The organism is Methanoregula sp. (assembly GCA_041645435.1).
In the GTDB taxonomy this organism is placed as follows: domain Archaea; phylum Halobacteriota; class Methanomicrobia; order Methanomicrobiales; family Methanospirillaceae; genus Methanoregula.
The window spans coordinates 60,623-85,576 of sequence record JBAZQB010000001.1; the positions used below are offsets into that span (position 1 = coordinate 60,623).

The 24,954-nt window shown below is 49.7% G+C and carries 23 protein-coding genes; 20 read left to right on the forward strand and 3 right to left on the reverse strand.

Annotated elements, in window-relative coordinates:
- Positions 1-135 precede the first annotated feature (135 nt).
- From WC593_00325 to WC593_00340, 4 genes are all read left to right on the forward strand, one after another.
- Positions 136-2,031, forward strand: coding sequence for a propionyl-CoA synthetase (locus WC593_00325; GenBank protein MFA4823579.1), 1,896 nt, complete (start codon positions 136-138; stop codon positions 2,029-2,031).
- 115 nt (positions 2,032-2,146) lie between these two features.
- Entirely contained in the window at positions 2,147-2,425 is a 279-nt protein-coding gene (locus WC593_00330; GenBank protein MFA4823580.1) for a hypothetical protein, read from the forward strand.
- Complete coding sequence (locus WC593_00335; GenBank protein ID MFA4823581.1) at positions 2,422-2,589, forward strand: hypothetical protein; 168 nt, start codon at positions 2,422-2,424, stop codon at positions 2,587-2,589. Before WC593_00330 ends, WC593_00335 begins: the two co-directional genes overlap by 4 nt.
- A 9-nt stretch (positions 2,590-2,598) precedes the next feature.
- Positions 2,599-3,900: a hypothetical protein gene (locus tag WC593_00340; protein ID MFA4823582.1), complete on the forward strand. Its 1,302-nt coding sequence runs from the start codon at positions 2,599-2,601 to the stop codon at positions 3,898-3,900.
- A gap of 11 nt (positions 3,901-3,911) precedes the next feature.
- Here the strand turns inward: WC593_00340 and WC593_00345 are convergent, their stop codons facing one another.
- Together WC593_00345 and WC593_00350 are read right to left on the reverse strand one after the other, a co-directional pair.
- A complete protein-coding gene (locus WC593_00345) occupies positions 3,912-4,280 on the reverse strand; it encodes a response regulator (GenBank protein ID MFA4823583.1) in 369 nt (122 codons plus the stop codon).
- Positions 4,270-6,060: a PAS domain-containing sensor histidine kinase gene (locus WC593_00350; protein ID MFA4823584.1), complete on the reverse strand. Its 1,791-nt coding sequence runs from the start codon at positions 6,058-6,060 to the stop codon at positions 4,270-4,272. The genes WC593_00345 and WC593_00350 overlap by 11 nt, the downstream gene beginning before the upstream one ends.
- Positions 6,061-6,148: 88 nt before the next feature.
- Here WC593_00350 and WC593_00355 point away from each other — a divergent pair, with 88 nt between their 5' ends.
- The 16 genes from WC593_00355 (at position 6,149) to WC593_00430 (ending at position 22,898) form a co-directional block, all read left to right on the forward strand.
- Positions 6,149-6,829, forward strand: coding sequence for a 2,5-diamino-6-(ribosylamino)-4(3H)-pyrimidinone 5'-phosphate reductase (locus WC593_00355; GenBank protein MFA4823585.1), 681 nt, complete (start codon positions 6,149-6,151; stop codon positions 6,827-6,829).
- Between the two features lie 641 nt (positions 6,830-7,470).
- A complete protein-coding gene (locus WC593_00360; GenBank protein MFA4823586.1) occupies positions 7,471-8,682 on the forward strand; it encodes an anion transporter in 1,212 nt (403 codons plus the stop codon).
- Positions 8,683-8,826: 144 nt separating this feature from the next.
- Positions 8,827-9,057 carry a ferredoxin gene (locus WC593_00365; GenBank protein ID MFA4823587.1) on the forward strand — a complete coding sequence of 77 codons (231 nt, stop codon included), beginning with the start codon at positions 8,827-8,829 and terminating at the stop codon, positions 9,055-9,057.
- Between the two features lie 51 nt (positions 9,058-9,108).
- Positions 9,109-9,444, forward strand: coding sequence for a cupin domain-containing protein (locus WC593_00370; GenBank protein ID MFA4823588.1), 336 nt, complete (start codon positions 9,109-9,111; stop codon positions 9,442-9,444).
- Between the two features lie 227 nt (positions 9,445-9,671).
- Positions 9,672-10,040, forward strand: a complete 369-nt coding sequence (locus tag WC593_00375) for a cupin domain-containing protein (GenBank protein MFA4823589.1) — start codon at positions 9,672-9,674, stop codon at positions 10,038-10,040.
- 4 nt (positions 10,041-10,044) lie between these two features.
- The gene (locus WC593_00380; protein MFA4823590.1) at positions 10,045-10,329 is read left to right on the forward strand and encodes an NAC family transcription factor; all 285 of its coding nucleotides are present in this window, start codon (positions 10,045-10,047) and stop codon (positions 10,327-10,329) included.
- A gap of 87 nt (positions 10,330-10,416) precedes the next feature.
- Complete coding sequence (locus WC593_00385) at positions 10,417-11,340, forward strand: DUF475 domain-containing protein (GenBank protein MFA4823591.1); 924 nt, start codon at positions 10,417-10,419, stop codon at positions 11,338-11,340.
- Positions 11,341-11,493: 153 nt separating this feature from the next.
- The gene (locus tag WC593_00390) at positions 11,494-13,926 is read left to right on the forward strand and encodes a heavy metal translocating P-type ATPase (protein ID MFA4823592.1); all 2,433 of its coding nucleotides are present in this window, start codon (positions 11,494-11,496) and stop codon (positions 13,924-13,926) included.
- Positions 13,927-13,942: 16 nt separating this feature from the next.
- The gene (locus WC593_00395; GenBank protein ID MFA4823593.1) at positions 13,943-14,083 is read left to right on the forward strand and encodes a YHS domain-containing protein; all 141 of its coding nucleotides are present in this window, start codon (positions 13,943-13,945) and stop codon (positions 14,081-14,083) included.
- A 141-nt stretch (positions 14,084-14,224) separates the two neighbouring features.
- On the forward strand, positions 14,225-14,827 hold the full coding sequence (locus WC593_00400) for a DUF5698 domain-containing protein (protein ID MFA4823594.1): 603 nt from the start codon (positions 14,225-14,227) through the stop codon (positions 14,825-14,827).
- A gap of 128 nt (positions 14,828-14,955) precedes the next feature.
- A complete protein-coding gene (locus tag WC593_00405; GenBank protein ID MFA4823595.1) occupies positions 14,956-15,969 on the forward strand; it encodes a hypothetical protein in 1,014 nt (337 codons plus the stop codon).
- Complete coding sequence (locus WC593_00410) at positions 15,966-16,424, forward strand: tetratricopeptide repeat protein (GenBank protein MFA4823596.1); 459 nt, start codon at positions 15,966-15,968, stop codon at positions 16,422-16,424. Before WC593_00405 ends, WC593_00410 begins: the two co-directional genes overlap by 4 nt.
- 752 nt (positions 16,425-17,176) lie before the next feature.
- A complete protein-coding gene (locus tag WC593_00415) occupies positions 17,177-17,599 on the forward strand; it encodes a ferritin (GenBank protein MFA4823597.1) in 423 nt (140 codons plus the stop codon).
- Between the two features lie 481 nt (positions 17,600-18,080).
- On the forward strand, positions 18,081-19,187 hold the full coding sequence (locus tag WC593_00420) for a DUF362 domain-containing protein (protein ID MFA4823598.1): 1,107 nt from the start codon (positions 18,081-18,083) through the stop codon (positions 19,185-19,187).
- 261 nt (positions 19,188-19,448) lie between these two features.
- Complete coding sequence (locus tag WC593_00425; protein MFA4823599.1) at positions 19,449-21,038, forward strand: glutamate synthase-related protein; 1,590 nt, start codon at positions 19,449-19,451, stop codon at positions 21,036-21,038.
- A gap of 270 nt (positions 21,039-21,308) precedes the next feature.
- Positions 21,309-22,898: an FMN-binding glutamate synthase family protein gene (locus WC593_00430; protein MFA4823600.1), complete on the forward strand. Its 1,590-nt coding sequence runs from the start codon at positions 21,309-21,311 to the stop codon at positions 22,896-22,898.
- Between the two features lie 1,159 nt (positions 22,899-24,057).
- Here WC593_00430 and WC593_00435 read toward each other — a convergent pair.
- Entirely contained in the window at positions 24,058-24,789 is a 732-nt protein-coding gene (locus WC593_00435) for a winged helix-turn-helix transcriptional regulator (protein MFA4823601.1), read from the reverse strand.
- Between the last annotated feature and the right edge of the window lie 165 nt (positions 24,790-24,954).

The window sequence follows — 24,954 nt, forward strand, 5'->3', positions numbered from 1 at the left end:
AGGAGGCACTCTGCACCACATTTTAATTATTTCTCTTATTTCTGCACCACAATAAATCCAATCTGGTGCACCAATGGGAAAAAATAAGTTCTTCGCTCCCAATTCTTTTGTACATACGGCGTGGTGGTGTGGTGCATGAGCGGGGAGTATGAACAGGCATTCCATGAATCGGTAACCTATCCGGAAAAATTCTGGGGTGCTGCGGCAACAAAGGTCAAGTGGTACCGGAATTATGATAAGGTTCTCACCAGCGATAATCCGCCATTTTACCGGTGGTTTGAAGGGGGCATGCTGAATTCGTGTTATAATGCCCTTGATTATCATGTTGAGCAGGGACACAAAGATCGGATCGCATTGATCTACGACAGCCCGGTAACAAAAACCGTAAAAAAATTTACTTACGGCGATCTGCGGGATCTCGTGGCACGCTGTGCTGGTGGCTTACAGGCGCTTGGCGTTGAGAAAGGGGACCGGGTTGTTATCTATATGCCTATGATTCCTGAGGCAGTAATTGCAATGCTGGCATGCGCCCGGATAGGAGCCATCCACTCCGTGGTCTTTGGGGGTTTTGCCTCCCGCGAGCTTGCTACCCGGATCGAAGATGCAAAACCGCGTGTCATCGTGTCTGCCTCGTGTGGCATCGAAGTCAACCGCATAATTCCCTACAAACCCCTGCTCGATGCAGCTCTCGCGCAATGCACCCACAAACCCTCAAAATGTATTCTGGTGCAGCGCAAAGAGGCGCCGGTTGATCTTGTACCGGCAAGAGATTTGTTATGGGAGACCCTCCTGGAGGCTGAACCCGCTGCCTGTGTGCCCGTGAGTTCCACCGATCCTCTCTACCTGCTCTATACCTCGGGCACTACCGGAAAACCCAAAGGTGTGCTGAGAGATAACGGGGGGCATCTTGTTGCACTTACCTGGAGCATGGAGAATATTTACGGGGTCCGGCCCGGAGAAGTGTACTGGGCTGCATCGGACATTGGCTGGGTTGTCGGCCACTCGTATATTGTCTACGGGCCGCTGTTTTTCGGGTGTACTACCATCCTCTATGAAGGAAAATCGGTTGGCACACCTGATCCCGGAGCCTTCTGGCGGGTTATTGCCGAACACGGCGTATCCGTGTTGTTCTGTGCACCGACAGCGTTTCGCGCGATAAGGAAGGAAGATCCCGATGGCGTGTACATAAAAAAGTACGACCTGTCACGGTTCAGAATGCTGTTTTTAGCTGGTGAACGGTGTGATCCCGATACACTGCTCTGGGCCGGGGCACAACTTAAGGTGCCGGTCATCGATCACTGGTGGCAGACCGAGACCGGCTGGGCGATCGGTGCAAACTGCGTTGGCCTTGAGATGCTTCCTGTTAAACCCGGTTCATGCACCAAACCGGTGCCGGGTTATGCTATTTCCGTTCTTGATGCTTCGGGCAGGAACACCCCTGTTGGAGAAACCGGAAATGTCGTGGTAAAATTGCCGCTCCCCCCCGGTTGTTTCACCACTCTCTGGAACAACGATACCGATTTTGTCAAGACCTACTTCTCGGCATATCCCGGGTATTACCTGACATCGGATGCCGGGTTCATGGATGATGACGGGTATCTCTGGATCATGGGCCGGACCGATGATATCATCAATGTTGCCGGACACCGGCTCTCTACCGGAGCAATGGAAGAGGTGCTTGCATCGCACCCGGATGTTGCCGAGTGTGCGGTCTCCGCGGTCCATGATCCGGTCAAGGGTGAAGTGCCGCTGGGGTTTGTTGTCTTAAAAGCCGGTTCAGACAGAACTCAGGAGCGTATCGAACCCGAACTTATTGCGCTCGTGCGGCAGAAAATCGGCCCCATTGCATCGTTTAAATCTGCTGCAGTTGTAAAACGTCTTCCCAAGACCCGGTCGGGAAAGATCCTGCGGGGCACGATAAAAAAGATTGCTGACGGGATCCCGTACACGGTACCGGCTACCATCGATGACCCCCAGATCCTCGATGAGATCGCCGGCATTCTTAAAAAAATGGGCTACCCGAGACGGTAAATGAACCATGCACCTGTAAGAAATTCATGAATTGGCGTAATGGCATACAGGAATATTGTCGGGTGATCGTTGCCTCGTCCTATAAGATTCTTTTTTATACTGAGGGGATAATCCCATGGTACCTGACTGCACAGGAGATGGAGGTACCATGGGATTATTCGATGACCTGAATAAGGCGATGAAGCAGGTTGAAGGTGACGTCAGGAAATCCGGCCTTGATCAATCCATGAAAGATCTTGAAAAAGGACTCAACAAAACTGGAAAAGATATCGACCAGAGCCTGAAAAGCCAATCATCAGGGCAGACAAACGCGCCTTCTTCCAAGACGGTATTACCTTCCGCTGTGGTGCCCGCCAGCAGCATCCCGGCTATACCCGGATTGCGGCTTGGGTGAAGAGGAACTACCGTTCAAAGATCACGGCCTTATCCGATCCTTACCAGATGAAACTCGAACTCGAACAATTCTCTGCAGAAGCCTGTTCTGGCATGTCGTTAAAAGCGAAAAAAGGATTTTTGGATTATCTCAAAAGCCAGAACTACGAGCAGCTCCTCAGATAATATTGTGCCATGTCAGATCCCATCCGTTCTTTTTACCAGCAGCATACTCCCGATCTGTCAGCAATTACCGATCTGTCCCACCGCCACTTCCGCATTCTTCTCCCCCGGGGAACTTTTTTAAAAGTGCAGGACCGGATCCGCGACAGCGTGACTCTGCAGCAATGGCTGGTCCGCTACCGTCCGTCCGATGTGTATTATTCAACCAGCTGCTGGCTCTCTCCGGAACAGATCGGCAGACGCGAGAAGACGCCCCTCTCGGCAAATATTTTCCTCTCCTCTGACATCGTGTTCGACATCGACCGCTCCCCGTTTTCCTTTGAAAATCTTGAGTCTGCCCGATGGGACACGCAGGATCTGCTCGCATTCTGTGCAAAGAAAAAACTGCCCGTTAAGTACATCGCATTTTCCGGCAGCAAGGGTTTCCATGTTGTCTGTAGTGATCCCCACCGGTACGATGATCCCAACCCCCTTGCCCGGGAAGATCAGGCAAAGGCAGTGCGCAGGGAGATCATTGCCGGTATTTCAGATGAAGATATCAATATAGATCCAAAAATCACCGCCGATACCCGCAGGATTCTCCGGGTCCCGGGAACGATCAATTCAAAGACCGGATATCTCTGCACCGTGCTCAGCGCTTCGCAACTGGAACAACCCGTTGAGCAAATTCTTAAATATATTCCACGGGTAGATCCTCTTACCCCTTTGATCCCCCAAACGGGAGCAATCCCGCGAGGGGGAGATGAAAGACCTCTTCGAGGCTGCCGTATTATATCCTGGCTTTGCCACCGACTGGGGGTCAGGTCAAAGCCACAACCTTCTTTCTCCTATGCCACATTTCTGGTCAATGCTGTTCCGGGTATCGACCGGCAGATCCCGTTTTTCGTCTACCCCCCACGGCGGAGCCTGCACAACATTGTCCTTGAACTTGCTACCCTGCAGGAGACCTATGGGCTGTCAGATATCCACCTGTACCGCTCAGAGACCGAAATCAGCGCTGTCTGTCTCCGGACATTTCCGCTGCGCAGGCTCGAGAAGATCATTGCTGCATCCTCATCCATAAACTATGGATTGCTGTTGAAGTACCGGCAGCTCTTTTTCCGGGTGGGAGAGAAACAAGATGATCATCAGCAGGTGTGTGCCTCAGCCCCTGTCTTTATCCGTTCCATCCCTGCTCCCCCGAAAAATAACGATCACTTTGTCAGCTGTCCTCACTACAAATTCTTTTCACACTATGGGCTTTCACACCCTGAGTATCCCCGGATGCATGGCGAGGGTGAGGTGTTCCTGACCCATGTTGCATTTGAAGAATAGAAAAAAGGCTGTTATTTTCCCAAGAATCTTTCAATACCCGCTTTAAGCTCAATGATGGAGACCGGTTTCTGAAGCACACCCAACCGTGTATCATGCAGTTCTGCGATCTTCTCCTCAACGGCGGGTGCGGCGGTAAAAAGCAGCACCGGTATATCCCGCATACCATATTCTCCCCGGAGTTTTTCTAAAAATTCCCAGCCGTTCATGGGAGTCATCATAATGTCAAGCAGGATGAGCGAAGGCGGATCCTCTTTTACCTGCCTGAGCGCATCGAGCACATCGGGAACGAGAACAGGTTCATAGCCGATTTTCCTAAGAAGGATCTCCATCATATCGAGTATGGGCAGATCATCTTCAATGAGCATGATTTTATGAGGCATTTTTTATCTCCTTGGGAATGTGTATGGTGAATGTACTACCTTGGTTCACTGCACTTTCCACTGAAATATCTCCGTTATGCATAAGAGCCACCTTTTTTGCTACAGAAAGCGACAGGCCGATTCTTTCATACCGGCGGGATAATTTTTCTGCATCCGCAAGCTGGAACGGTTCAAAGATCGATGAGAACGCACCAGGTTCAATGCCGATCCCGTTATCCTGGACGGAAATATGATGTTGTGAGTCACCGGTTTCTGAACGGTAAAAAATCTTGATTTTACGCGGGGGTTTGGAATAACTCACCGCGTTTGAGAGCAGGGAGTCAATCACGCTGTAGATGCGGTTCCTGTCGGCAGTCAGTGTTACGGATTCAGGGATATCGATGGTCACTTCTGCTTTTGAGAGGTATCCGCAGGTATCCAGAATGTTTTTCACGAGTGGTTCTAAGGGGAAGGTTGAATAACTCAACTGGAGTTTGCCGCTTTCAAGTACAGAAAGTTCGAGCATCTGGTTGATGATCTGGCGTTCACGATCAACACTGGCAAGACAGCGTTCAAGGATCTTTTTTGTATCTTCAACAATCCCGAATCCCTCTGGATCGGAGATGAGGAGGTTGAGATAACCCAGAATCGGCTGGAGGGGTGTGCGCAGTTCATGGGCAACGGTGATGATGACGCCCCGCCTTCTCTCGTTATCCTTTTGAATTTTATCAGAAAGACGCTGCCTTTCGGTGATGTCGACAATATTAATCATCGTTGCCGGTTTTTCAAAATGAATTATCGGATTTGCGGTGAGTGCACCAATCCTCACTTCCCCGGTTTTGGTAACAAACCGGATATCTGTCTCTCCGGGAATATGTTTGTTTTCTGACCAGTGTTTTGCAAATTCCATAAATGCATCCCGGTCCCGTGAATCAACACACTCCGTCAGGTTTTTTCCGGCAAGATCATTTTTGCTGTAACCGGAAAAAACAGAAAATGACGGATTGGAAAATCTTATGAATCCGTCCTGTATAAGGAGAATCCCATTGGGAGAATTCTCGGTTAACTGGCGATATTTTATCATATGGTCATTATTCAGTTTCTCGGCAATTTTGCGGCCATTGATATTCACCGCAGTGCAGCTGATGGTGGTTGTGTCAATAGTATTCCATGAGAGATTCATCCAGCAGCCCGCTCCGGATCTGGTTGCGAGACGTATCTCAAAATTATCCGTAGTATCATACTTGGTTATTCTCTCCAGAAATCGCTCTCTCTCTCTCGGTGTAAGGCATAGTGAAGAAAAAGGCTTGCCGATAATCTCTTCCTTGGTATAGTCCACCATTGCCAGAAACCGGGTATTTGTCTGTCGGATGGTGTAATCCGCGTGACTGAAAAGAACAAAACCCAGTTGCGAGTGTTCAAATACCAACCGGTATCGTTTTTCCCCATCCCGGATTTTTTCAATAAAGTATGCAATCAGGTAGGCAATAAGGATGAAGAGAATTGCTTCAGCAGTAACGGTGATGAGTGCCCCATAATTGGGATAATGGTAATAATAGCCGACTGCCTGGTATACAATGCTGCAGGTAAACGCAACCAGCAGTCCGCGTTTTGGATAAAAACAGGCAGCATAAATAATGGGAATAAAGAAGAGCTGGTAATTGATGAAATCAATTGAACGGGAGAATGAGAGGGCTGTTATGATGGTACAACAGATGGCAAGTGATGTGATAACGCAGAATCGGACAATATCTATCCGCGATATCGTATGCAGGAATGTCCGGTTCACTTTTTCAGCCATATCTTCTGTGGACAATTGAATTTCTTGTTATTTGAACATTCACTTTGCATGAGGGGTATATAATTGGCAGTGCAACCAACGATAATTCATGCGACCCTATGTCGTCGTCAATGTAGCAATGAGTGCTGATGGTAAAATTTCCACCCGGGAACGTCGGCAGGTAAAGATTTCCGGCGCACAGGATTTCCAACGCGTTGACCAGCTCAAGGCGGGTGCTGATGCCGTCATGGTCGGGATCGGCACGGTGCTTGCCGATGATCCCTCTCTTACGGTAAAAGGCGAGGAATGCCGATCCCACAGAGTGCACCGTGGTGTGGATGAGCACCCGGCCCGTATTGTCGTCGATAGTACCGCTCGGATCCCGCTTACAGCATCTGTCTTACACAAAGGGACCGGAAAACGGATTGTTGCAGTCTCCCGTCAGGCGGACCCCCGGAAGATTGCCGCACTGCAGGAATATGCCACCGTGATTATTGCCGGGGACGATGCAGTCGATCTGGTCACCCTGATGGACAAGCTGGGTGAACTGGGTATCCAGCGGGTCATGGTCGAAGGTGGCGGAACCCTGATAGCCGGGCTGATCCGTGCCGGGCTGGTCAATGAGATCTACACATTTATCGGCAACATCATCATCGGGGGAAAAGACGCTCCCACGTTTGCTGATGGCGAAGGATTCATCCAGGAATCTGAATTTTGCCGGCTTACCCTCATCGAAACCCACCGGATTGAGAGTGGAATTCTTCTTCATTGGTCTGTTGAAAAACGATAAACCTATCTTTTCTCCATCGTGTGTATGGCGCATTTCCTGATCGATGACCGTGTCCCTGTTCCCCGGGAGAATTTTGGTTTTATTCGGGTGTGACAAAATATGTGGGGGCAGATATGAATATCTGGAATTTCAGCATTTCCGAAGAGGGTATTTCTCAAGAAAATTGGATTGGCCGATCAATTAAGATAATGGGGCTCCGCCCCAAACCCCAATAGGATTGTGCCGCCGACCTCAAAGGGCGCCCCGCGGCGGTTCAGGAACTTGTTATCCTATTCGATCTGCCCAGCGAGGACCAAAACGAGGTGGCCAAGCGACCCCCGAAGGGGAGCATCCCCTTGACCCCATTTTAAAAAATTCTCATCAACCTTCTGAGGGTTATCGCAATATTGGGGGATGCCCGAGCGGCGGGGGCGAAAGCACGATGTGCTGTAGCCCCCAAGAGCGACTCCTTCTTTCCCTTAAGGATTTCAACAGAGCCTAAAAAATAAGAAAAAGTGGTCAGTATGCTGCATTGCATGCCGGGAAAATGTATGAACAAACCCCGTGTTCCCAATACAATAATTCGATCATCTGGATGGATGGGAATGCTCATCTTCCGGTATGATTGACATTCATCTACGTATATCGCAGTCATTGTATTGGTGGCAGTCTTCCTCCTGATCGCAGTCAGGCAGGTAGGCAGGTTCAACTTAAAGATCTGGCAGATCATGCTCGGGGGAGCACTGGCGGTCCTGGTATCCGGACAGATCGCACCTTCTGATGCACTGCGTGCGATAAACACCGATGTGATGCTCTTTTTATTCGGAATGTTTGTTGTCGGGGAGGCACTCACGGAGAGCGGGTATCTTGCCTATATCGCTCACCGGTTTTTCTCTCATGCCAAAAATCCCGACCAGCTGGTGCTTATCATCCTGTTTGGCATAGGATTGCTGTCTGCACTCCTGATGAATGACACGCTTGCGATTATCGCTACTCCCCTTGTTCTGACGCTTGCCACCCGGTTTAAGCTCTCACCCACGCTGCTCCTTATCACGCTCGCAGTTGCTATCACGACCGGCAGTGTCATGAGCCCGATCGGCAACCCCCAGAACCTGCTGATTGCACAGGACAGCGGGATGACTGACGCATTTATGACATTCGGGTCATGGCTTCTCATACCGACACTCATCAATCTCCTGATCGCATTTGGGCTCCTGCGCCTGTTATATCCGGGGGAGTTCACTAACCGGCCAATTACCTGCGATCCTCCCCATCCCTGTGACCGGAGAGTGACCCTGCCGGTCAGGTCTTCTCTGGGAATCATCGTCCTGCTTGTAGCGGCAAATATTCTTGGATCCCTGCTGGGAGCCCGGATGATGGTCACCCTGCCCCTGATCGCTCTCGCTGCCGCGGTCCCCGTCCTCCTCCTCTCCAGCCAGCGATGGGACGTGCTCCGTCATATTGACTGGGCTACGCTCGTTTTCTTTGCAGCGATGTTTGTCCTGATGGAGAGTGTCTGGCAGACCGGGTTTTTCCAGTCATTTGTCGACGGGAGCATGGTCTCCTCAGTGCCGATGATCCTGGGAACCAGCGTGCTGATCAGCCAGTTTATCTCCAACGTTCCCTTTGTCGCGCTCTTCCAGCCTATGATCCTCCAGGCCGGTGGTGGCACAACTGCCCAGCTCATGGCGCTAGCGGCCGGGAGCACCATTGCCGGAAACTTAACGATCCTTGGCGCTGCAAGTAATGTGATCATTATCCAGAATGCCGAGAAGCAGGGTAAGACGATCTCCTTTATTGAGTTTGCAAAAGTGGGTATCCCTCTCACGATCCTCCAGATTACGGTGTACTGGATTTTTCTTACGATAATCTGATCCGGATCCGGGATCAGGGCATCAATTCAGGAATCCCTGCGAGGAGCAGGAAATCACCCGGGTTCCCGTTCTTAAAAAATTATACCGGCAGTGCGGGAAATCCTTTAAGGTTCCGACAACGAAAAGAGGAACGGGCAAAACCGTATGAATGTGACCATCGATCGTGTGGAGTGTGTGAGTTGCGGGGCGTGCTGGAACACCTGCCCGGATCTCTTCGAGCAGAATCCCTGTGATTCGTTCTCGCAGATCGCAGAAGCGTTCAGGTTCTGTAACGATCGTGCTGAGGGAATTATTCCGGAAGATCAGGTTGCGTGTGCACGTGAAGCGGTGAATCTCTGCCCGGTGAATATCATCACCCTTTCGGGGCATGAATGAGAGAAACTTTAAGATCACATTAATATCTCCAGAACACAGGAGAATGATTTTATGAAAGACTCAGAACGGGAAGAACTCAAGGAAAAAGTACTTGCTATCAATGATCTGATCGCGTACCAGACGGGAACTGTTGCGAGCCGGATGATCGTATTCAGGCAAGCGGGGACACTTACCATCTTCTCTTTCGATGAGGGTGAAGGATTGTCAGAGCACACTGCCCCGTACGATGCCATACTCCAGGTTACTGAGGGAGAAGCAGAGGTACAGATTGCCGGTGCACCCTTCACTGTGCATACAGGTGAACTGATCATTCTTCCGGCGAATAAACCGCACGCGGTATTTGCCAAAAAACCGTTCAAGATGATGCTCACGATGATCCGTGAATGAAGATTAAGATTCCTTTTTAATAGTTCTCTATTTTTAACAATCGCTTCACAGGATTGAAAGAGGGGGTCGGACGGTATACTTGGAATATTCCCCGTTTGATTTACCTGTCTTCGCTTCCCGTGGAGATTTCCGGCAATTGGTATACGATTGGATACGGGGGGATGGGGAATGAATAACCGGATATTTTAAAAAGACCCTGTCGTATACTATCAACCAGCTGATTTCCCATGGTCGAGTACGAACCCCCAAAGCACGAAGACAAGCCGGATAAGAAACGCGAAGAGCTCAAAGGAAAAGTGATCCAGCTTAAAGATCTGGTCAGTTACGCAGACGGCGCTGTCGCGAGCCGGATGATCATCTCGCGAAAAGCGGGGAACATAACCATCTTTTCGTTTGATGAGAGCGAGGGTCTCTCGGAACACACCGCACCCTTCGATGCGATGGTTACTATCCTTGAAGGGGAATGCGAAGTCTGGGTTGCGGGGCAGACATTTCAGATGAAGGTGGGTGACACGATTATCTTTCCGGCTAATGTCCCGCATGCCCTGTCGGCCATCACAAAATTCAAGATGAGCCTGACGATGATCAAGGAGTGAATGTATGACCGGCAATGACAAGGATGGGTATTACTGTTCGATCTGCGGGGGGATACCCCCGGACAAAATAACAACGAAACGGATCCTGATTGACGGGAAAGAGACGGGTATCGATCATCTTGATTTTGTTTTTGATGAGGTAAAAAAACTCCGGCTTGATAACACTGCCCAGATCTCCGAAGAGCTTCTCAAACGGGTGAAGGTATTCAATTACGTGCCAACCAAAAAGATGGCAGAATATGCCGATGGCCTTCTCGCGGAGTACCGGAAATTTATTTCTGCTCCGTAATCGCACTCTCCGGAATCCCCGACAGATCATGGCACGACGCTGAACACAATTCTTAAAAAGATCCGGGCACAGATACGATACCAGCACATGGATATCCTTTCTATCGTTCTCATCATAGCCGGGCTCTGCCTGTTCGAGACGATCACCAGCATCGATAATGCCATCATCAATGCCGAAGTTCTCTCAACCATGGGAGAGCGGGCCCGCAAATGGTTTTTACTCTGGGGCCTGATCTTTGCTGTCTTTGCCATCCGCGGCCTGCTGCCATGGCTGATTGTCTGGCTGTCCACACCGTCCCTCGGGCCGATCGGTGCCCTGACTGCCACATTCTCTTCCGACCCGGTCGTTATTGCAGCCATCGAGCATTCTGCACCCATCCTCCTGATGGGTGGCGGGGTATTTTTAATATTCCTCTTCTTCCACTGGCTGTTTCTTGAAGAGAAAAATTTCGGCCTGCGGGGAGAGCGCTACATTGCAACAAAAGGTGTCTGGTTCTTTGCGATAGTCTCCATCCTGCTTGCAGCAATCGTCTGGTTTGCCTTAGAAAAAAGCCCGATGATTGCATTCGGCGCTGTTATTGGTTCGACTGCATTTTTTATTGTTCACGGTTTCCGCCAGAATGCAGAAGCAGCTGAGAGAAAGATGCTGCACGGTAACATGTCGGATATCAGCAAGATCTTTTATCTTGAGGTGATCGATGCGACCTTCTCGATCGATGGAGTTATCGGCGCATTTGCATTTACCATGGCAGTACCGTTAATCATCATCGGAAACGGACTCGGGGCATTTGTTGTAAGAGAGATGACCCTCCGTAATGTCGATAAGATCAAGAATTACCGCTATTTAAAAAACGGCGCAATGTACTCCATTCTGGTCCTCGGCATAATCATGATTCTCGACAGTTTCGGATTCCCCATCCCCTTCTGGGTATCGCCCCTTCTGACATTCGGTATCGTGGGCTGGTTCTTATTCAAGTCCATCAAAGCGATGCCACAGCCCGAAGGACACTAAAATCTTTTTTTGGAATATCTACGGCGGTCCTGTTCAGGAAAACCGTGAGTTTTTTCCATCTTTTCTTTTGTCCATTCATAAGAACTATAAGGCTGTAACAGGAGAATACCGGGCAACAGGATTTCTGCGAAAATATCGTGAGGGGAGATAACCATGCCAGAACCGGAAACGAAGAAGGCCGAGATAAAAATAGCGGGGATGCACTGCGCCACCTGTGCGGTGAATATTGAGGAATCTTTGGCGGGGCTGAAAGATGTGAAAAAAGCCCAGGTGAATTTTGGCACCGATAGCGCCCATGTCGAGTATGATCCGGCCAAAGTCTCCCTCGCTGCGATCGAAAACGCAGTAAAAGAGGCCGGATACGATGTCGTAAACCGCCAGGTCACGATCAAAGTCGGCGGTATGATGTGCGCAACCTGCGTTGAGACGATCGAAACCGCCCTGATGGAACTTCCCGGCATTGTTTCTGCAACCGTAAACCTCGGGACCGAAAATGCCTATGTCTCCTATAATCCCTCCCTGACCGGTATTGATGACATGAAAAAGGCGATCGAGGACGCGGGATACCAGTATCTCGGGATCTCCGGCGAAGTGAGCGAAGAGGCAGAGAAGATTGCCCGGGATAAGGACCTGCACGACAAGTTTGTCCGGTTCATGGCCGGTTTTGCGGTGAGTATCCCGCTCATGCTGGCGATGTGGGTCCCGCTCCCCATCTCCATGCATGAGCTCGGCTACGTGATGTTCGTTATCTCAACGCCGGTCTTTGCCTTCGTTGCCTACCCGATATTCCGGGCTGCATGGCTCTCGCTCTCGCACCGCATGCTCTCCATGGATGTGATGTACGCGATGGGTACGGGCGTAGCGTTCGTATCCAGTGTCATGGGTACGTTTGGCATCATACTCACGCACGAGTTCATGTTTTACGATACCGCGATCATGCTGGCGGCCTTCCTCATGCTTGGGCGGTATCTTGAAGGGCGGGCAAAAGGCAGGACTTCTGAAGCCATCAAGAAACTGGCCGGCCTCCGGGTCAAGACAGCGATTGTGATCCGTGACGGGCAGGAAGTGGAGATGGCGGTCGAAGATGTGGTTGTCGGGGACCAGGTACTTGTGAAACCAGGAGCCAAAGTGCCCGTCGATGGTGAAGTTGTGGCCGGTGAAAGTTATGTCAATGAAGCGATGATCACCGGAGAACCCGTCCCGCCCTTAAAGACACCGGGGAGTCGTGTCGTTGGCGGGACCCTGAACACCAACAGCGTGCTCACCGTGAAAGCAACAAAAGTCGGCAAAGATACGGTACTTGCCCAGATCATCCGGATGGTGGAGGATGCGCAGGGATCAAAACCCCCGGTCCAGCGGATCGCGGATGTTGCAGTCACGTACTTTATTCCTGCCGTGCTCGTCATTGCAGCATTCACCTTTGTTGTGTGGTTTTTCCTGCTGGGTTCTACGCTCCTGTTCGCCTTCACCGCCCTCATCTCGATCCTTGTGGTTGCCTGTCCCTGTGCCCTCGGGCTTGCCACCCCGACCGCGGTTACGGTGGGGGTTGGTCGCGGTGCACAGCTCGGCATCCTGATCCGGAACGGTGAAGCGCTCGAAGTTGCCGAGAAGGTGACAACCGTTATTTTTGACAAGACGGGAACCCTGACCAAAGGAAAACCGGAAGTGACCGATCTCATCCCGGTGGATATTTCAGAAGAGACGCTCCTCTCTCTGGCTGCCAGTGTCGAAAAGAACTCCCAGCATCCCCTTGCACAGGCCGTTGTGAGACGGGCGGAAAGCCGGGGGGTGAACATTGAACCCGCAGCGCAGTTCGATACGTTTGGCGGCAGAGGAGTAGCTGCGACTGTACTTTCAGAAATTGTTCTTATCGGCAACCGTGCTTTCCTTGAGGAAAAAGGCTTGGTAATTCCCGATGGGCTTGATGAACGGATAACGGTTCTCGAACAGGAAGGCAAGACTGCAGTGCTTGTTGCTGTGGGTGGCCGGATGGCCGGAGTAATTGCCATTGCTGATACTCTCAAGGACACAACCCGGGATGCCATAACGCAGTTCAAAAAAATGGGAGTCCGGATCGTCATGATCACCGGTGATAACCGGCGAACGGCCGATGCGATTGCCCGACAGATTGGCATCGACCGGGTGATTGCAGAAGTGCTGCCCCAGGATAAAGAGGCCGAAGTAAAAAAACTCCAGGCACAGGGGGAAGTCGTGGCGTTTGTCGGTGATGGCATCAATGATGCGCCGGCCCTTGCACAGGCAGATGTGGGTATTGCCATCGGCAGTGGTACCGATGTCGCGATCGAAAGCGGGGATATCGTCCTTATGAAAGATGATCTGCTCGATGCTGTGGCAGCAGTCCAGCTCTCCAAAAAAGTGATGGGCCGGATCAAGGGCAATATCTTCTGGGCGTTTGCGTATAATGCGGCACTCATTCCGGTAGCAGCAGGTGTGCTCTATCCTTCGTTGGGCATCACGTTCCGGCCCGAGCTTGCGGCTCTTGCTATGGCAGCAAGTTCCGTTACGGTAGTCACGCTTTCGCTCCTCCTCACAAAGTATATACCCGACGCGAAGAAAGGGAGATAACTGAGGTGTTGTAAAAATGGCAATCGATCCTATCTGTAAGATGACGGTAGATGAGAAGACCGCAAAGTTCACCAGTGAATACAAGGGGAAGAAATATTATTTCTGTGCACCGGGATGCAAGAAAAAATTCGATACGGAACCTGCAAAATACGCGTGAAAATCCGGCACGTATCCGTTTCCGGATAACCCTTAATTCTCCCTTTTCTTACTTACTCCGGATAACGTTGATATAGAAACAATCGTTAACATTTTTTTAGATCAATATGTCGGGTCATCGAATTGGTAAACAGGCGAAATAATGTCGTTTTTCATCATCAATCCTGAACTCTATGCAATGGTCATTCTCCCGTTCCTGATCTTTATCGCCCGAATCGGTGATGTGAGCATGGAGACCATCCGGGTCATCTACATCTCCCGGGGGATCAAGTATCTTGCCCCCATCATCGCCTTCTTTGAGATAATTATCTGGCTGCTTGCCATGGAAGTCGTGATGAGTGACCTTACCAATATAGCAAATTTCTTTGCATTTGCATTCGGCTTTGCGATGGGAACCTATGTCGGACTTATAATCGAAGAGAAGTTATCAATCGGCATGGTTATCATGCGCATTGTCACGACAGAAGAATCCAATGAAGAGATTACCCGGTTTCTCCAGTCAGAAAATATCGGGGTCACCAGTCTCGATGCAAAAGGTGCACGGGGCAACGTCAAGATGATTCTCACGCTGGTAAACCGTGTCGATGTATCCCGTATTACTGCACATCTGCAGACAACAAACCCTCATGCTTTTTTCTCGATTGAAGATGTGAGGTACGCAAATGAAGGTGTATTCCGCCCGAAAAAATCCAATGCCGTGACCGGCCTTTTCCCTTCGTTTTTGAGCCCGGGAAAGAAAAAATAATCATTGTCATGCATTAAGGATACTACGACTGACCTGTACCGGTTTATAACGATAATTTATGATGCATTGGCGCCAAGTGACATAGAATCAGCTTGAGCAGCAGTGTGTGATGATTGCGGAGATTGCAGATGAAAACTGAAATGCCCCTGTCCAAACCCATTCGCCGGTTTATCAATCATACTGAAGTGACTCTTGATACAGAGATCTCGCTCCTCCGCCAGCCGGATGCTGAACCCGGCGGCACACTCGTCGATGTATACACGTATGAAATTGACAGAAATGTCATTATTTTTCCCGCACAGTATGTCGGACTTCTCAAGGATTTTGTCATTGCAAAACACTGCACGAACCTGTTGATCAAAGGAGCGGCAGTAAAAAAAGGAGAGTATCACGTCTGCTCCTATACCAGTGATTCCGTATACCGGGGTATGCGACAGATCTACCTTGATGCGTTAAAGGATGAATCCACCAAGAAGAAGAAACTCCCCGTCCAGAAACTCATCCAGATGCTGTTTCTTCTTTTCTCTCACTTTAACGATGATATTAATGAGCTTCCCTGGAATGCGATTATCAATGCCAGTGTATATCACCGTATGCCCAAGATTCGGAAAACGCAGCTCTACCATGTCATGAAAGAGAGTAAAAATGATATGGATGAAATGATGGACCAGGAGGAGATCATTCCCCGCAGGTACTTCGTCTTGAACAAGGCCATGTTTTATTCCCGTGACATGTTTCTTGCAAAAACCCTGCCCGCAGATGAACTGATGCCGGTCCTCAATATTCCCCAGATGAAAAAATTTAATCACCTTGAGGTAAAGGAGATGCTCACCACCCGGTGGACTCAGACTGCCTGGTACCAGTCCAAGTTTTTCGGGGATAACATGCTCGAGATTATGGAAAAACCCCTGTCCCTGGTCAACTGGAATGCAGAACCCACGCTCGATCACTACTATGAACTCTACAAAATCGGGGTTAACCTGTCCAATCATCTTCTCTCGTATATGACCATGAAAGACTGGTTCGTCTGGGAATCCCCACAACACCTGCTCGAAGCTCATGAAAATAATAAGGCGTATGAAAAAGATGCCGTTAAAAAAATATTTGGGGATCTTGTAACTGATTCATGGGGTGATTCATGACCGTTAAAGAGGCGGTTGAACTATTAAAAAAAGGTCTGTCCTATGCCAGGAGGACCAAGTGCAAAGAGGCATTGGCCTATTATAACCAGGCGCTTGCGCTCGATCCGGACAATCCCGAAGGCTGGTACCTCAGGGCATCACTTCTTATTGATGCCGGAAAAAACCGTGAAGCACTCTCTGACTGTGAAAAGGCGATCGCGCTTAACCAGAACTATTCTGATGCATGGTCCAAGAAGAGTCTAGCGCTCTACAATCTCGAACGATACGAAGATGCCCTGCTCGCCAGCACACGGGCTTCAACCTTAAACGGCAACGACATCTCTGCCTGGTACCTCAAGGGGGTCTGCCTTGACGAGCTGGGAAGAAGCGACGAAGCACAGGAGGCGTATGGCAAATCTCTCGAACTGGAGATCATTTTAGACATGAAATCTGAGAAAAACAAGGTTGGCAGGTAATTTTTTCGTTTTTTTCTGCACTGTAGAAACAGGCATGAACGGGAGTTCACACCCGAACCATAAAAATCATGTTTGTGATTCTCCCCCGCCTCAGGGCCTCTCTTCAGGCACGACGGGGCAATGAGGTTTCATTTTTTAGCAGTCCGTAAAACCGCCGCCGGGGCGTCCCATCGGGGGCGGCGGCGTTCATCGCAGTTGAAGAAAGGATATATCTCCATTTTTTCCAAATAATCTGATTTAATATGAAAATGGAACTTCCGTTTTCATTCTGTGTGCCTGTGGCCGCAGGCATCGTGAGCGTTTCATAGGAAATCATTGAGAAAACTCTGACGCTACAATGGATAAGTCATATCCATGGTCGCCTGTGGCCCAAAGGGCCATGAATAACTCACGGGAGCTTCGCCCCCGCCACTGGGGCACCCCCCATTGCGATGACAACGTATTTTCTGTAACCTTATTCGGACAATCGCACTGCGCCCGTCCCCCAACCGGGGACTGGTGGCGCAAGAGGGGGGCAATATATTACGTGAAAAAAAGTTTTCTACAATGCAGTTTTTTCTATTTTTCTTTTTCCGGTAAGGTAGCGTTTGTTGCAGATGCCTGCTGTCCGCTCTGCATTTTTGCCGTATAACGAAACCATTATACTGATGAAAACCAACAACATCGATTAATCGGAGGTTTTCTGTATGATTTCCAAGACCATGGAAGAAGCAATAAACAAACAGGTAAACCGCGAGTAGTACTCTGCATACCTGTATCTTGCAATGTCTGCCTATTTCGCATCCGTCAACCTGAAGGGTTTTTCCCAATGGATGAGAGCCCAGGCACGAGAAGAGCAGACACACGGGGATAAATTTTTTGATTACCTTATAGCTCGCGGGGGAAAAGTTTCACTCGGAGCTATTGAGGCACCAAAGGCAAAATGGGCATCTGCCGGCAAGGTCTTTGAAGAGGTCTATACCCATGAACAGAAAGTAACGGGTATGATCCATGCTCTTGTCGAATTTGCAACCAAGGAAAAAGACCACGCAACCTTCGAGATGCTCCAGTGGTTTGTGAAAGAGCAGGTCGAAGAGGAGAGCAATGCCAGTGAGATCCTTGCCCAGATTATGACGGTCGGCGATGTGCCCGGGCACCTTTTTTACCTTGACCACCAACTCGGCAAGCGGGAATAATTCCCAGGCGTTTTCTTTTTTTTTTAAATTTTCTTTTTAGACCATTGACCTGATGTGTTTTTCAGGCTCTGTTTAAATCCTCATCTCCTTTATTCACCTGCTCCTCTGTGGCAGTTAGGATTGTGACCCCCCCCTCTCTCCCCCAGAGGGGTAAGCAGCCCAAGGGGAGCACCCCTTGACCCCCTAAAAAATCTCATCAACCTTAAGAGTTATCGCAAATGGGGGTTGCCCGGGCGGCGGGGGCGAAGGCACTTTGTGCAAAGAGCCCCTCAGGAGCAACCGCTTGTATCAAAGAAGGTTTCAACAGAGCTGTTTTTTTCTATTTTATCTCTGATAAGGATTACTCCGGAATGCAACACAATCATATCCTGCTTTATTCGGGAACATAATGTTACAGACCGCCCCTTCACTACCCTTGCCAGATTGTCACCGATGGATTATTCTCTTTTAAGGTGTTACTTCCACCCGGTGGAGAACTATCATGAAAAGTCGGGTCTATTTTGCGAGCCTCCGGGCACATTCCGATCAGGAGTGTACCACGGCAAAGGTGCGCAGGCTCTTTGAGCGGGCGGGATTTTCGGAACTTATTGCACCCCATGACAAGACTGCACTCAAACTCCATTTCGGTGAGATGGGCAATGACGGGTTTATCAGCCCGGTCTATATCCGACAGGTTGTGGAAAAAGTAAAAGAGTGCGGGGCATTGCCGTTCCTGACCGATACCAACACCCTCTATCTCGGGAGCAGGTCAAATGCGGTGGAGCATATCACCACCGCTATTCTGCACGGGTTTGATTATGCCGTAACCGGAGCACCGGTGATCATAGCTGATGGTCTGTCCGGCAAAAATATTGCCCGGGTTGAGATCGACAAAAAACATTTTAAGACCGTTTCAATTGCCGGCGATATTGCCGCAGCAGAGAGCATGATTGTCCTGAGTCATTTCAAGGGGCACATTGTCTCTGGTTTTGGAGGCGCCATCAAGAATCTTGCCATGGGATGTGCTCCTCCGGAAGGCAAACGTGCCCAGCACAATGCCCGCCCGTTTTCGATAGCAGAGAAATGTACCGGGTGCGGTGCGTGCACGGATGTCTGTCCGAAGGCAGCGATCAGTATTGAAAATGATACATCGGTGATTGATAAGGTTCTCTGCATAGGTTGTTTTGAGTGCATGCATGCCTGCCCGGAACACGCGATCGATATTGACTGGGAGACCGAGATTCCGGAATTTATGGAACGGATGGTTGAACATGCGTATGGTGCAACGAAAGCAAAGGATAAGAAGATCGGGTACATGAACTTCCTGATACGCATCACTCCCGACTGCGACTGCTTCCCGTTCAGTGATGCGCCGATTGTTCCGGATATCGGTATCCTTGCCTCGCTCGATCCGGTTGCCATTGATGCAGCCAGTTTTGATCTGGTAAACCAGCAGCAGGGATATACGGATTCCCTTCTTACTGCCCATCATCACACGGGAGAGGACAAGTTCAAAGGTGTCCATGCCCAGACCGATGGGTTCCGGCAGATCCGGTATGCAGAAGAGATTGGCATGGGTAACCGCGCTTATGATCTGATCAAGATCTGAGATTTTCTTTTTTTTTGATTTTTTAATTTTTTAGAATTTTTTTTGTAAATTTTGCATTTTTTGATGCTATTTTATGTAAAAACGTGGTGGAAATGTATTGCCACCGCGAAAAAAAACCGTAACGGTTATTAATGGGTGGAAAGCAACCGCTTATTAGCGAAGAGATTTTAAACAAGAATTGTTTGAGATCAGTTTTCGCTCAAACAACCCTATCGTGTTTATTCACAGGGGATATTCCGTTATTTAACTGGAAGTGTATTCATGAATCTTAGACAGCCAAATGCAAATGAAGCAAACGGAACCGTGAACCGTTCACGGAATGTTGCTCCGTGTTCAGGTATCTGCACCCGCTGCATCGACGGTTGCAAAGGCAGCTGCGAGATCTGGTTATCATCATTCAGGGGCAGGGAAGTACTTTATCCCGGTCCGTTCGGTGAGATCACGGCAGGTGCTGACAAGAATTACCCGATCGATTATTCCCATCTCAATATCCAGGGATATGCGGTCGGTGCGCGGGGACTACCCGATGGCGTTGAAGCCGGTCCGGATACAGCGGTCTTCTCAACCGTGGATACCGAGACCGAATATGGATGGGACAATAAAGTAAGGATGCGCCTGCCCATTTTTACGGGCGCTCTCGGCTCTACTGAAATTGCCCGGGCAAACTGGGAACATTTTGCGATCGGTGCAGCTATTTCCGGTATCACGCTCGTCTGTGGTGAAAACGTCTGCGGTATTGATCCTGGCTTAAAACGCGATAACAAGGGTAAAGTTATCGAGTCCCCCGAGATGGATCGCCGTATTAATGTATACAAGAAATTCCACGACGGTTTTGGAGAGATCCTTGTCCAGATGAATGTTGAAGACACCCGGCTTGGAACCGCGGAATATGTCGCCAGCAAACACAACCTGGACACCATTGAACTCAAGTGGGGACAGGGTGCCAAGTGCATCGGTGGCGAGATCAAGGTCAAGTCTCTTGAGCGTGCAATCGAGCTTAAGAAGCGGGGCTATATCGTTCTCCCGGACCCGACTCTTAAGGAGAACCAGGCCGCGTATAAGGCTGGAGCAATCAAGGAATTCGAGCGCCACTCCCGGCTTGGTTTTGTAACCAAAGAAGGGTTCTTAGAAGAAGTTGACCGCCTGCGTGACATCGGGTTCAAGCGCGTTACGTTAAAGACCGGTGCATACTCCATGGTTGAACTGGCAATGGCCCTCCGGTACAGTTCTGAAGCCAGAATCGACCTGCTCACCATCGATGGAGCTCCTGGCGGTACCGGCATGAGCCCCTGGCCTATGATGAACGAATGGGGTATTCCCACGTTCTACCTGCAGTCCCTTGCATATGAATTTGCCTGCAAGCTGGACAAGAAAGGCTTCCGCGTACCTGACCTTGCAATGGCCGGTGGTTTCTCTGATGAGCCCGGTGCATTCAAGGCACTTGCCATGGGCAGCCCATATTTCAAGGCAGTCTGCATGGGCCGCGGTCTCATGATCCCCGGCTTTGTCGGCAAGAACATCGACAAGTGGATCAAAGAAGGCGATCTGCCCAAGTCGGTATCCAAGTACGGCAACAATATCGAAGAGATCTTTGTCTGCTATGAAGACCTCAAGGAGAAATTCGGTCCCCGCATGAAAGAGATACCCATGGGTGCAGTTGGTATCTACACCTATGCCCAGAAGTTCAGGACCGGTCTCCAGCAGCTCATGGCCGGCAGCAGGAACTTCCGCCTCTCGACCATGTCCCGCGATGACCTGATGGCACTCACCCCGGAAGCAGCAGAGGTTTCCGGCATTGACTACGTTATGTCTGCACGGTATGATGAGGCGATGGGACAGTTGCTCGACTGATCTCATATATTTTTTTACGTCTGCTCCGGGAATTATTCCCGGTACTTTTTTTTAGGGATAATATGTTAGTTTTACTCAGTAAATCCTGTTTTGATTCGGCCGTGAAATTGTATATTGCCCAAAACCATACCTTATCGTGATCATGAGTGGGAAAGCAAGCGCTTATTAGCGAACAGATTTTAAACAAAATTAGTTGAGATCGATATTCGCCCAAACATCCCTTATCGTGTTTTCAGAGAAGAATGTCCGTTATTCACATGGAGTGTATTGATGAATCTTAGACAGCCAAATGCAAACGAAGCAACCGGGACGGTGAACCGATCACGGAATGTAGCTCCGTGTTCAGGTATCTGTACCCGGTGCATGGACGGATGCAAAGGCAGCTGCGAGATCTGGTTATCATCGTTCAGGGGCAGGGAAGTACTCTACCCCGGCCCGTTTGGCGAGATTACTTCAGGTGCTGACAAGAATTACCCGATCGATTATTCCCATCTCAATATCCAGGGGTATGCTGTCGGTGCAAAGGGACTTCCCGATGACGTTGAAGCCGGTCCGGATACAGCGGTCTTCTCGACCGTAGATACCGAGACCGAATATGGATGGGACAAAAAAGTAAGGATGCGCCTGCCCATTTTCACAGGTGCTCTTGGCTCGACTGAAATTGCCCGGGTAAACTGGGAACACTTTGCGATCGGTGCAGCCATCTCAGGCATCACCCTTGTTTGTGGTGAAAATGTCTGCGGTGTTGATCCTGGTTTAAAACTCGATAACAAGGGTAAAGTTCTTGAATCTCCCGAGATGGATCGCCGCATTAATGTGTACAGGAAATTCCACGACGATTTTGGAGAGATGCTCGTCCAGATGAACGTGGAAGACACCCGGCTGGGAACTGCGGAATATATCGCCAGCAAACACAATATGGATTCCATTGAACTCAAGTGGGGACAGGGTGCCAAGTGCATCGGCGGCGAGATCACGGTAAAATCCCTGGAGAGCGCAATCGAGCTTAAGAAGCGTGGCTATCTCGTTCTTCCCGATCCGACTCTTAAGGAGAACCAGGCCGCTTTCAAGGCTGGAGCGATCAAGGAGTTTGAGCGCCACTCCCGGCTTGGTTTTATTACCAAAGAAGGGTTCCTGGAAGAGGTTGACCGCCTGCGCGACATCGGGTTCAAGCGTATCACCGTTAAGACCGGTGCGTACTCCATGGTTGAACTGGCAATGGCCCTCCGGTACAGTTCCGAAGCAAAAATCGACCTGCTCACGATTGACGGAGCACCCGGTGGTACCGGCATGAGCCCGTGGCCTATGATGAACGAATGGGGGATTCCTACGTTCTACCTGCAGTCACTCGCGTATGACTTTGCCTGCAAGCTGGACAAGAAAGGCTTCCGCGTACCAGACCTTGCAATGGCCGGCGGTTTCTCGGATGAGCCCGGTGCATTCAAGGCACTTGCCATGGGCAGCCCGTATTTCAAAGCGGTCTGCATGGGTCGCGGTCTGATGATCCCCGGCTTTGTCGGCAAGAACATCGGGAAGTGGATAAAGGGTGGCGAACTGCCAAAGACCGTCTCGAAGTATGGTACCAAACTGGAAGAAATTTTTGTCTGTTATGAAGACCTCAATGAGAAATTCGGTCCCCGCATGGCTGAGATCCCTCTGGGTGCAGTCGGTATTTACACCTATACCCAGAAGTTCAGGACCGGTCTCCAGCAGCTCATGGCAGGCAGCAGGAACTTCCGGCTCTCGACCATGTCCCGCGATGACCTGATGGCACTCACCCCGGAAGCAGCAGAGGTTTCCGGCATTGACTACGTAATGGATGCACGGCACGATGAGGCTATGGCAGTTCTGCTGGACTGAGCTGGCAGATGTTAATTACGTCTGCTCCGGGGAATTATCCCCGGTATTTTTTTTTAATTGTCCCTTCTCTTTTTCGCATCTTACCGGTACCTGAAGATCGGGGTTTCCGGACCCTGAGTGTAAATAAGCCTTATACGGGCTCCTTTTCCTGTTTTTAGATTCTGGTCAATACCGGAAAACCCCGTTAATTCCCTATTTGGGGTTCCTGTGGAGAATATGCCTGAATATCGCCCCGATTGCCAAAATAATGGTGGAAACGACCTCTCCTAAAGCCTGCCAGGGCCTGTTTAATCGAGGCATTTTTCGCCACTTAGTTTACCCCATCCGGGCCCCGGAAACCCAGCCGGAATGCGAATGTGAGGCTCTTTTTTTTGGGTGGAAGTGTGAGACAACCAATCCCACATTTTCACCAAGTCGGAGGCGCCCGGAATATGGGGTCAGGACCCGAGGTCAAATAAGCCCTATACGGGCTCCTTTACCCTTTTTTGTATGCCGGTCAATACCGGAAAACTCCGCAAATCCCCCTTTTTCTGTTCTTGTGGAAAATACGCCTGAATATCGCTTTGATTGTCAAAATACGATAGGAAAGCCCATCTCCTATTGCCCGCCAAGCCCCTTTTTACTGAGGGATTTTTCGCCAGTTAGTTTACCCCATCCGGGCCCTGGAAACCCTGCCGGAATGCGAATATGAGACGCATTTTTTTCCGGGGTGGAGATGTGAGACAACCAATCCCACATTTGCCCCCAATCGGAGGCCCCCGGAATAAGGGGTCAGGACCCCGAGGTCAAATAAGCCCTATGGGGGCTCCTTTTCTCTCCCCGATATGCCGGTCAATCCCGGAAAAACCCGTAAACCCGTCCTTTTCGGTTCCTGTGGGGAATGTGCCTGAATATTGCGCTAAATGCCAAAATACGGCAGGAAAGCGCCTCGCCCAACGCCCGTCAAAGGGTATTATTTCGAGGCTTTTTCGCCACATAGTTTACCCCTACCGGGCTCCGGAAAGGCTGCCGGAATGCGAATATGAATGTCGTTTTTTCCGGGAATGGGATAAAAAATGAGAAAATAAAACGTATGAAACTAATAAGTCGGAAAATTTTCAGCAATACAAAGAGCGCAACAAAAATGAAAAACCCTGACCTGTTCGCGGAGTCCAGATTTTTACAATCCGACCGAATTGCCGGAAAAATAGTTCTGCAAAAACACCACAGATTCCTGATTGAGACAATATTTTTGTTGTCGGCCGTGTTTCTGTATCGAGACGATCCCCTCACGATATAGCCTTTTCATATGCCATGCAACCGATGGATTGGATATATCAAGGAAGTTGCTGAGCTCTGCCTGGGTGGCCGGTGCATCAAGCAGTATGTGAAGAATTGTACTCTTCCGTTCATTATTCAACGATGACAGGATTTTTTGTTCAAGTTCTGAATATTTTCCATCATTCTCGAAATAACGTGTATGACCCGAACTCCGGGTGGTAAGAATGGTATGGGTCTGTGCCAGTATTTCCAGGTGATACGAGAGCGTGCCGCGATTGGTGCCGGTCTCCCGTTCCAGTTCCCGGAAGTGGATACCGGGATGATTCTGGATCCATGAAAAAATCCGTTGCCGTTCAGGACAATCAAGTACATTCTCGGTAGATATCTGGCGGAAACCCATCCATATCCCGAACCCCACGCACCAGTACAACAGAAAATTCGCCGGCTTCATAAGCGCTGGAGAGATCAGGTAGATTGTGTGAAAGATAATTGCCTGCGGCAGGTGTTGCCAAAAGGGAATTGCTTCATCACCGGGTTTCATACCGAAAAGGGGGATGTAAACGTACTCAAGGATGACTAACGCAATCAGAATTCCCAGAACGATTGTGGTCAGGATTTTTTTGTTTTCCATTCGGCACATTCCTGCATTAAGAGAGAAGACACTCGTGGAATACCTGTCTCGATAGTATATCCATATCGGGTTATAGAAGTTCGGTTATATCATTCATAAAGATTCTGTGACAATCATATCAGGGTCAATGGGTAGAGATTTGTCACAGAAATCGTTTAAGAACCC